Origin of the sequence: Halorientalis sp. (assembly GCF_028275115.1) — an archaeon.
Taxonomy (GTDB): domain Archaea; phylum Halobacteriota; class Halobacteria; order Halobacteriales; family Haloarculaceae; genus Halorientalis.
In genome coordinates this window covers 71,196-80,077 of sequence record NZ_JAQCNH010000097.1, presented here as the reverse complement: position 1 = coordinate 80,077, position 8,882 = coordinate 71,196, and the positions used below count along the sequence as shown (strand labels likewise).

General features: G+C 65.4%; 6 protein-coding genes. 1 reads left to right on the top strand and 5 read right to left on the bottom strand.

Annotation, left to right across the window (positions count from 1 at the left end; all coding sequences use genetic code 11):
• The 5 genes from Q0964_RS13800 to Q0964_RS13780 all read right to left on the bottom strand — a co-directional run.
• The coding region (locus Q0964_RS13800; RefSeq protein WP_299268664.1) for a heme-binding protein at positions 1–1,846 on the bottom strand (1,846 nt) is incomplete at its 3' end.
• A gap of 82 nt (positions 1,847–1,928) precedes the next feature.
• The gene (locus Q0964_RS13795) at positions 1,929–3,752 is read right to left on the bottom strand and encodes a site-2 protease family protein (RefSeq protein ID WP_299268662.1); all 1,824 of its coding nucleotides are present in this window, start codon (positions 3,750–3,752) and stop codon (positions 1,929–1,931) included.
• An 80-nt stretch (positions 3,753–3,832) separates the two neighbouring features.
• Positions 3,833–5,476, bottom strand: a complete 1,644-nt coding sequence (gene lysS, locus Q0964_RS13790; protein WP_299268670.1) for a lysine--tRNA ligase — start codon at positions 5,474–5,476, stop codon at positions 3,833–3,835.
• A 44-nt stretch (positions 5,477–5,520) separates the two neighbouring features.
• On the bottom strand, positions 5,521–6,213 hold the full coding sequence (pyrH, locus tag Q0964_RS13785; protein ID WP_299268660.1) for a UMP kinase: 693 nt from the start codon (positions 6,211–6,213) through the stop codon (positions 5,521–5,523).
• Positions 6,214–6,365: 152 nt separating this feature from the next.
• A complete protein-coding gene (locus Q0964_RS13780) occupies positions 6,366–7,649 on the bottom strand; it encodes an FIST signal transduction protein (RefSeq protein ID WP_299268658.1) in 1,284 nt (427 codons plus the stop codon).
• A 213-nt stretch (positions 7,650–7,862) separates the two neighbouring features.
• Between Q0964_RS13780 and Q0964_RS13775 the strand changes: the two genes are divergently transcribed.
• Positions 7,863–8,693, top strand: coding sequence for a molybdopterin synthase (locus Q0964_RS13775; RefSeq protein WP_299268656.1), 831 nt, complete (start codon positions 7,863–7,865; stop codon positions 8,691–8,693).
• Positions 8,694–8,882: the final 189 nt, after the last annotated feature.

Below are 8,882 nucleotides of genomic sequence, written 5' to 3'. Positions count from 1 at the left end.
CCTCGGAGCGGAAGAAGGCCATGGCGTCGTCCTGGGAGCGCCACTGGCTGGCGATGAACATGTCGTTCTCGTTCTCGCGGTTGATCAGCAGGGCCGTCTCGCGGTGGCCGTCCATGTCGGCCAGCAGTCCGCCCACGTCGTCGAACCGGTCGGTGAACTCCGTCCGGTGGTCGGACTTGACGGTGTAGAACATGCCCATCGTCCCGAAGCCGTCGCCCTCGCCGGCGCGGCCGACGACAGCGGGCAGGTCCGAGAGGAAGCCGGCGGCCTTCTCGGCGGCCGTCTCTGTCTCCCAGAGCGAGACAACGGCGCTCCGGTCGCTCGCGTCGGTTCTGGTGTCGTAGACGGCGGTCTTGACGTGGCTGTCGTAGTGGTCGAAACTCTCACGAAGGTCGTCGACCTCCTCGAACAGCGTCTCGGCGTCGGCTTCGGAGTAGAGGACGAGCGCGAACACGTCCTCGCCGCGGGGCTGGCCGGCGTAGATGTCTTCATCGGCCAACTGGCCGCGGATCTCGTCGTCCGTGCCGGCGGCCTCGGGTTCCTCGTCGCCCTGTTCGCCGAGGGGGCCGCGGTACCCCTCGACGATGCCGTCCAGGTCGTTCAGAAAGCCGGCGGCGGTGTCGGCCGCGCTCTCCGTCTGCCAGACGCTAGCGATTGCCGCCCGCCCTTCGTTGGCGCGGACGGTCGTAAGGACGTGCGTGTCGTAGTGCTCGAAGTTACCCCGGAGGCCGTCGACGTCGTCGGCCAGGTCGGCAGCGTCGGCCTCGGAGTAGAAGACCAGTCCGTAGGTGCCTTCGTCGTAGTCCTGCCCGGGGAACAGACCGAGGTTTGCGAGTTTGCCTTCGAGTTCCGCGTCCTCGTCGAGGTTGGCCTCGCCAGGGGTTGGTCGACCGCCCGAATCCGTGCCGCTGTCCTCGCTCTCGCTTCCGTCCTCTGGCTGGTCGTCGGCGTCGGTCTGGCCCTGTTCGCGGTCGTCGTCGCTTCCGTCGTGGGCCTGTTCGGCACCGTGACTCCCGGCACTCTCGGCGGCCTCGTCGTCGGTCGGGACGGGGTCGCCGGCGAGGAGGGCATCGAGGTCCTCGGGCGGGAATCGCCTGCCGAAATAGAAGGGGCCGAAGTCGGCGAACTTCGACGTGGAGGGGTCGAAGCGCATCTCGTTGAGCAGGTCCTTGATATCGGTCGGGTCGTCGGCCCACAGCGTAACGCCCCACTCGTGGTCGTCGAAGCCGACGCTGGAGGCGATCATCTGATTCACTTTGCCGCCGTAGCCGCGACCGATGTCGCCGTGGCGGGCCATGTGTTCGGCTCGTTCCTCGAAGGGCAGGTCGTACCAGTTCTGTTCGGGCTGGCGGCGCTTGCTCATCGGGTAGAAACAGACGTGGCTAGCGTCGGGAATCTCGGGGTGGAGCCGTTGTTGAATGTACTGGGCCAGTCCGGAGTCGTCGTCAACCTCGCCCTCGAAGTACTCGCGGGCGCGCTCGGTGTAGCCCGAGGCCTCGGTCACGGAGAGGTAGGAGGTCGGTTGTTCGGTGAACGCCGCGAGTTCCGTCTGCTCGAACCGGCGCTCTGCGGCTTCGACGTGGCCGACCGTCTGGCGAAGGTGGACAATCATGAGGTCGGCTTTGTGACCGACCACGGAGAACACGGCCGTGTGGCCGCCGCCGAACTCGCCGGGGTCGTCCACGTCGTCCAGTGCGGCGTGGGACTGGAAATAATCAAGGCCCTCACTGAGTGCCCGCTGACGACGGCGTTTGGGAGCCTCGCGCCAGGCGTCCCAGTCGATGGTCCGGAAGTCGTGCAGTGCGTACCATCCTTCCTCCGTCGGCGGTGGGTCACGCTGAGTCATACACGGTTGTTCGGACTGCTCCGTAAGGAGGTTTCCGTTCTCCGGCCGGTCGGTGAAGGACCCGTGGCCGACGGTCGGCCCCTTAGCCCGCGAACAACTGCGGTCCGAAGATCATCAACACCAGGCCCGCGATCATCAGGAGACTGATAGAGATGGTGACCGTCGTGGTCAGTCGACGACCGCCCTCGACCGGGAGTCGAGAAACGATTGCCTCCGAACTGGTCCGGAGAATATGTCCGCCGTCCAATGGGAAGGTTGGGACGAGGTTGAACATCCCGAGCTGGAGGTTGACCCAAGCGGTCCAGAACAGCATGTTGGCCGCGATCAGGACGCCACCGCCCAGCCCACCGAGCAACCCGGACGCCGTGTAGAAGTTCGCCACCTCGGGGACGAATCCGGCGAAATTGTAGCCGATCTGGGGCTGGAGGACGCCGATGAACGGCATGATGAGGACCATGAACACACGGCCGAGCGCGGAGCCGTCGGTCAGGCCGCCGAACGCGCCGTCGTCACCCTGCAACAGGCCGAGGAAGTCCTGGGCAGGGTATGTCTTGATGCCAAAGTCGTTGACGACCAGGCCGCTGACGCCACGGGCTGGCGCGACGCCGACGAATCCACCCTGCTCGTCCGGGTGCGGATCGAGCGTAACGTTGTACACTTCCCGCTCGACGTCGCCGTCCCGAAGGACGTACGTCTCGATAGGCACCGTCTCGTCGGGTTGCTCGTCACGTAACACCTCACTTAGCGTCTCGGGGCCGAGCACCCGCTCGCCGGCGATGGCGGTGATAATCATGTACTGGTCGGTCGGTGCAGTCGTGTTCCCGAGCGGCCCGTCCTCGAAGACGCGAAGCACGAACGCGCCGGTCGGGAACGTCGCAGTGCCGTTTTCCGTCTCGACTTCGGCGACGGTGTGGTTGCGGACGGCGTTCTCGAACTCGCGTTCGGTACTGACGGTCGTCCCGTTGACCGCGACCACGTCGGTCGGGTTGGTCGCGCTCCAGTTGATCCCGGTCTCGTTGGCGCGCCCGCCGATCACCTGTGGGACCGAGGCCGTAATCGTCGGCGAACGGGTCACTTGGATTGTCCGTTCGCCGTTGAGTTCGACCGCTGCCTGCCGGCCCGGGGTGTTCCGGAGAACGGTTTCGAGTCGGCCGGGCTCGGTAACGTCGGTCCCGTTAATGGCTGTAATGAGGTCGCCCCGTTCGATACCGGCGTCCTCGGCGGTCGAACCGGGCAGAGACTGGCCGACCGGTGCGCCGTCGGCGACGGCGATAGAGCCGGCAACGGGGCCAAAAAGAAGCGCGAAGGCGATCACCGTGATCGCGAAGTTGTTCATGACACCGGCGGAGAACATCCGGGTTTGGGAGCCCCGGTCGGCCTCGCTCCGGCTCTCCTCGTCGGGTTCGACGAACGCGCCAACGGGAATAAACGCCAAGAAGGCCAGCCCCATCGAGTCGATGTCGATGTCCTCGACCCGACAGAGCAGGCCGTGACCGCCCTCGTGGACGACGAGGCCGACGAGCAGGCCGAAGACGATGCCGGGGGCGGCCGACAGCGGGAGGAACTCGTTGACGCCCGGAATGACGAGTACGTTCTGCGGGTTTCGCACTTCCGACGGCGTCTGGCCGGGCGAGAGGAGGCTCCCGAGCGCGGCCGTCAGTACGACGACCAGCATCGCGCCCATCGTCACCAGCGCGATTCCGACGCCGATGTTGCCGTAGGCGCGCCAGAACCGCCTGGGCGCGGCGAGCCAGTTCAGGAACGCCCGTCCACGCTTCGTGTGGACGGTCGTGATTGGCCCGGACACACGAATATAGCTCGGGAGCCATCCTTGGGTCCGAAACGCCATCATCGCCAGGGTGTACAGGAGGATGCCGGAGAGTACCCATACCCACAGGTCTACCATCGACCTAAATAAGGAGCCTGTCGGTCAAGAGGGTTTGGTTCGGCACACGTCACACGGGGCCCGCGGTGTGGAACGAGCGCTCAGTCGTCCCGACGCAACCGGTCGAGGACGAACGCCTCGTCCAGCGCCGCGAGGAAGGGACCGAGCCGCGGCCCCTGGTCCGTGTCGAGGAACAAGCGGTAGCCCGCCGAGAAGAAGTCGCTCACCTCGACCTCGTGGCGTCTGGCTGCCTCGTAGATTTCGCTCTGGATCTCCTCGCCGTCGTCGTGCTCGGCCACGAACTCGGCCAGTTCGTCCAGTGCGGCGGTGGTCGCCTCGTCGAACTCGACGTCCGGGAGGTCTTCGGCCAGTCGGTAGTTGTACTCGTTGTCGGTCCGCTTGGTCCAGGCACGGGCCTGCTCGACGCGGGACAGCGCCGCGTGTACCTGCTCGGGCGTCGCGTCATCGGGAATGTGGCCTTCCCGTCGGGCCATCGTCTCCCGCAGTTCCACGTCGTCGGTCATCCCCAGTACTGCGGCGAACGTGTACGGAATCCGGACCGGTTGTTGTTGCGCCACCGAATCGACGACCTTGGGGTAGGCCCGCTCGACGAGTTCCGCCTCGGTCTCGTCTCTGGGTTCGGTCTCGCCGAAGTAGATCCGCTCGGAGCGGTCGAACTCGTCGACCAACTGGTCGAGCGTGTCGACGCTGAAATCCCGTTGTTTCCGTGGGTTTTTGACGAAAAAGTACCGGAACACTTCGGGTTCGAGCAGTTCCAACACCTCCGCGACGGTGACGACGTTCCCCGACGAGGAAGAGAGCGCGTCACCGTTCAGCGTAAACCACTCGTAGACCATCGGCACCGGTGGGTCGATATCAAACAGGGTTCGGGCCACGTCCACACCGCTGGGCCAAGACCCCTCCGCGTGGTCCTTCCCGAAGGGCTCGAAATCCACGCCCAGAATGTCCCACTGTGCTGGCCACTCGAACCGCCACGGGAGCTTGCCCTCCCGGAGCGTGGCGGTCCCCTCGTGACCACACCCCTGAATCGTTCGGTCGCCGGCCTCCAAGTCCGTACAGGTGTACGCGACATCGCCGGCGTCGAGGTCAAGACTCGTGACCTCGCCGGTTAGCTTCCCGCACTCGCTGCACTGGGGCGTGAAGGGCGTGTAGTCTTCGTCGACGCTGTCCTGGTACTCGCTCAGGAGGTCGCGGGCCTCGTCGGCGCGTTCGAGAAGGTCGCGAGTCACAGGCTCGAACGCACCCTCCTCGTAGCGGTCCGTGTTCGAGACGAACTCGATTGGCACGTCCACGAGGTCAGCCCCCTGGAGCAGCAGGTTGGTGAAGTGTGCGCCGTAGGAATCGCAGCAGCCGAAGGGGTCGGGAATGTCCGTGTAGGGCTTGCCGAGGTTCTGACCCACGGCCGCCGAGTCGACGGCGTCGTCGCCGAGGTCGACGATACGCCACTCCAGGTCGGCGAGCGTTCGGGGAATCTTCCGCAGTGGGTCCCTGTCGTCGGTCGTGAACACCTGCCGAACCTCTCGGCCGCGGTCACGCAGGGTTTCGGCCACGACGTAGCTGCGCAGAATCTCGTTGAAGTGGCCGATGTGGGGCACACCGGAGGGGGAGACGCCGCCCTTGACAACGATGGGGTCCTCGGGGTCGGTTTCGAGAATGGCGTCGGCGACGGCGTCGGCCCAGAACGCCCGCTGGTCGCCCGTCCCGACCGCGTAGGGGTCGTAGATGGCGTCCTGGTCCAGGTCCACGTCGATCTCCGGAACATCGTTGGTCACGTCGAATCACCCGGGACGACCTCGGTCCCGTCGTGGTCGTCGTCGAGAATCGCGCGCTCGACGGCTTCGGGCTTGGTGCCGTCTAGCACCACGGTCCGGAGAGTCGCTCGCTGGATGACCTTCGCGGCCAGCAGATCGACGGGGGCGTTGCTCCCGGCGGTCATCTCGATGTCGGCGATCACGTCCACGAGTTCGTCCGCCGACAGTTCGGCGTACTTCATCGCGTCGTCGTGTTCGTTCGGGTCGGCGCTGAAGACGCCGGGAACGCTCGTAGCGTACACCAGCAACTCGGCGTTGAGGTACTCGGCGAGGGCGGCGCTGACCGCATCGGTCGTCTGTGCAGCCGCGACGCCGCCCATCACCGGGACGTCACCACGGTGGAAGGCCGCGCCGGCGTCCTCATACGTTTCGGGGGACGTCGGAGCGGCTGCCTCACCGAGGGCGGCGATGAGTAGGCGGGCGTTCAGGCGTGTGACGCCGATACCCAACTGGTCGAGTTGTATCTCGTTGGCCCCGAGTTCCCGGGCGGACGCGATGTAGTCGCGAGCGACCGTGCCACCGCCGACGACGACACCGACGCGGTGACCCGCCGTGAGCAGTGATTCTACGACACTCGCGTACGCGCGAACCCTCTCCGGGTCGAGATCCGGTGCGAGGACGCTCCCGCCGATAGAGACGACGACTTTCATTACCTATCGGTTGCTTTGTTGCGGGTTTAAGAGTTGTCAAGCGCCACAGTAGCTGAGGCGCTTGTTTCACCGTTTCGAGTCGGCTCACACGTCGCCAGGTCGGCTCGTCGGCCCTGTTCCGAACTGAGGGCCGCGAACGCGGTCCCGCGGCGCTATGCAGGCAGAACCATCACGACCGACGTCGTGTTGTGGTACTCGGTGAGGTCGTCACTCTTCGTGCAGACCTCGCCGTACGTCTCGAAGCCAGCAAACGGGGCCTGCACCTCGCTCTCGACGGCGGCCAGTGCGTCGTCGAATTCGTCTTCGAGGATCGCGGCCCGACAGAAACAATCGTAAACGAACCCACCCGCGACGTCGCCGTCGTCGGTCTGGTCGACGGCATTCCTGGCGGCGGTCCGAACGGACGAAATCTGGTCGTCGGGGTCGCTGTGCATGACCCGGAGTTCGGTTTCCTCGGGCATCGCGACGGCGAACGAGAGAGGGCCCGCGGTGGTCGTCTCCATACCGGGCCACCGGATGTTGTAGCCGCTCGTCGAGACGAACGTCCGCTCGACGAACGACTTGAGCCGCCCGAGCAGTCCGCCCGGTTCGTCGCTTCGAGGCTCGGATTCGATTCCGAACTCGTACCGGGCCAGCATCATCGAGAGCTGGTCGGAGCCGTCCTGGATGTCGTCCACGTCGATCTCGTAGTTCTCCATCGCTGACTCGCGAATTGCCTCTTTCCAGACCTCGTACGCCGGCTCGCCGTCGAGTTCGTGGACGGTCCCGCCTTCGGACTCGGTTACGGTCATCGGCTCGGAAATAGGTGTGTGCCCGTGGTTGACCGTCACCGGAATGGGTTTTTTCGAGGCGAGCAACGCCAGTCCGACCGCGTCCGTCGCGAACTGCTCGCCACAGAAGACGTGCGTCTCCTCAAGTAGGAGGTCGTCCCCCGCCGCGCCACCGACCAGTGTCACGTCGTCGCCAAGCTGATCGTCCGCGATTCTGGCGACCTGGTCGCTCAGGCCCGAGAGCCCGTCGTGGAGGTTGATCGCGACTCTGTGTGGATATCCCTCGAGCTGGGGGTTGCCGTCTCGAGGGAGCGCGTTGACGGCCTCGAAGACACATCGGTGGGGGTCGTCCTCGAGGTCCGTCGAGAGGCTGGTGAAAAATCGGATGTCGTCGCTGACGACGACACTGGCGACGACGCTGCCGGCCTGGACGCCCTCCTCTGTGAACTCTCCCGAGGACGAACAGCCGAACACCGCTGTTTCGTCGTCGACGACCGAGTGAACGCCTTCGAGCACGTCGTCGTAGTCGTACCGCGTCGAGCAAAACACCTGGCAGAAGTCGACCGTGTCGCCCTCGATCCGGTCGACCGCCGCTTCGACAGCCCGCACCGCGACCGTGTATCCGTTCTCTCCGTCGTGCTGTCCCGTCCCGAGTTGCGTGCCCATGCGCTCACTCAACTCCCCGATGCTATTGTATCTATGTTCTTTTTCAGATCGTGTTCTCCACTAAACCGGGCCACGCGTCGCTCGCTCGGTCCAGAGTGACTCGTCACGGTACCTGCCGGAACCAGTCGTAACGTCACCGCGGGACGACCGTGGCCAGGCTGCCACCTCGACGGGGACCGAACGCTAATGCGCTCGGAGGACAGAGTGTGACCTATGCACGTACTCGGGGTCGTCGGTCCGTCCGACTCGGGGAAGACGACGCTCGTCGAACGGCTCACAGACCGGCTGGCCGAGCGCGGCCGTGTGGCCAGTGTCAAACATCTCACACACGCACCCGACATCGACACCGAGGGGAAAGACACCGCTCGACACCGGGCGGCCGGTGCGGCCACGGCGTATGGCCTCACCGACGACGAGGGCTGGTTCGCCACGGGCGAGGACCGCACGCTCGACGACACACTGGACGCCCTCGCTCCCGACTACGACTACGCCATCGTCGAGGGGTTCAGCGACGCCGCAATCCCGCAGGTCGTTCTCGGGGACCGCGACCACACCGGGCCCGAGTTGGCCGCCGCGCCGACGGCCGACGACGTGGACCTCGACGCCGTCCTCGACGCCCTCGCCGGGACCGAACCCCGCGCGACGCTCGAATCACTCGTGGCTCGAATCAAAGCCTCTCCACGGGCTGAGCGGGCCGGTGCGGTCGCCACGTTCACCGGACGGGTCCGGGCGAGGGACGCTCCGGACGACGAACCCACGGAGTATCTGTCCTTCGAGAAGTACGAGGGCGTCGCCGACGACCGGATGGAAACCATCGAGGCCGAACTCGAAGCACGCGAGGGAGTCCTCGACGTGCTTCTCCACCACCGCACCGGCGTCATCGAGTACGGCGAGGACATCGTGTTCGTCGTCGTGCTAGCGGGGCACCGCGGCGAGGCGTTTCGTGCTGTCGAAGCCGGCATCGACCGCCTCAAAGACGAGGTGCCACTGTTCAAAAAAGAGGTCACAGTCGACGACGAGTTCTGGGTCCACGAGCGGCGATAGGCTCCACACACGGCCCGCGTGCCAACCGACCCCACCTGGTCGTGTCGGGAAGTACAAGCAATTTTATCCGCATGTATCCGGCGTGAGACGCCCGTCAGACAGCTATTCCGAGTTCGTTCGAGACTGTTCTAGCGGATTCTAACGCCTCGATAAAAGGTATCGCCGCTGCTCGAAACGTTCTGAAAAGAG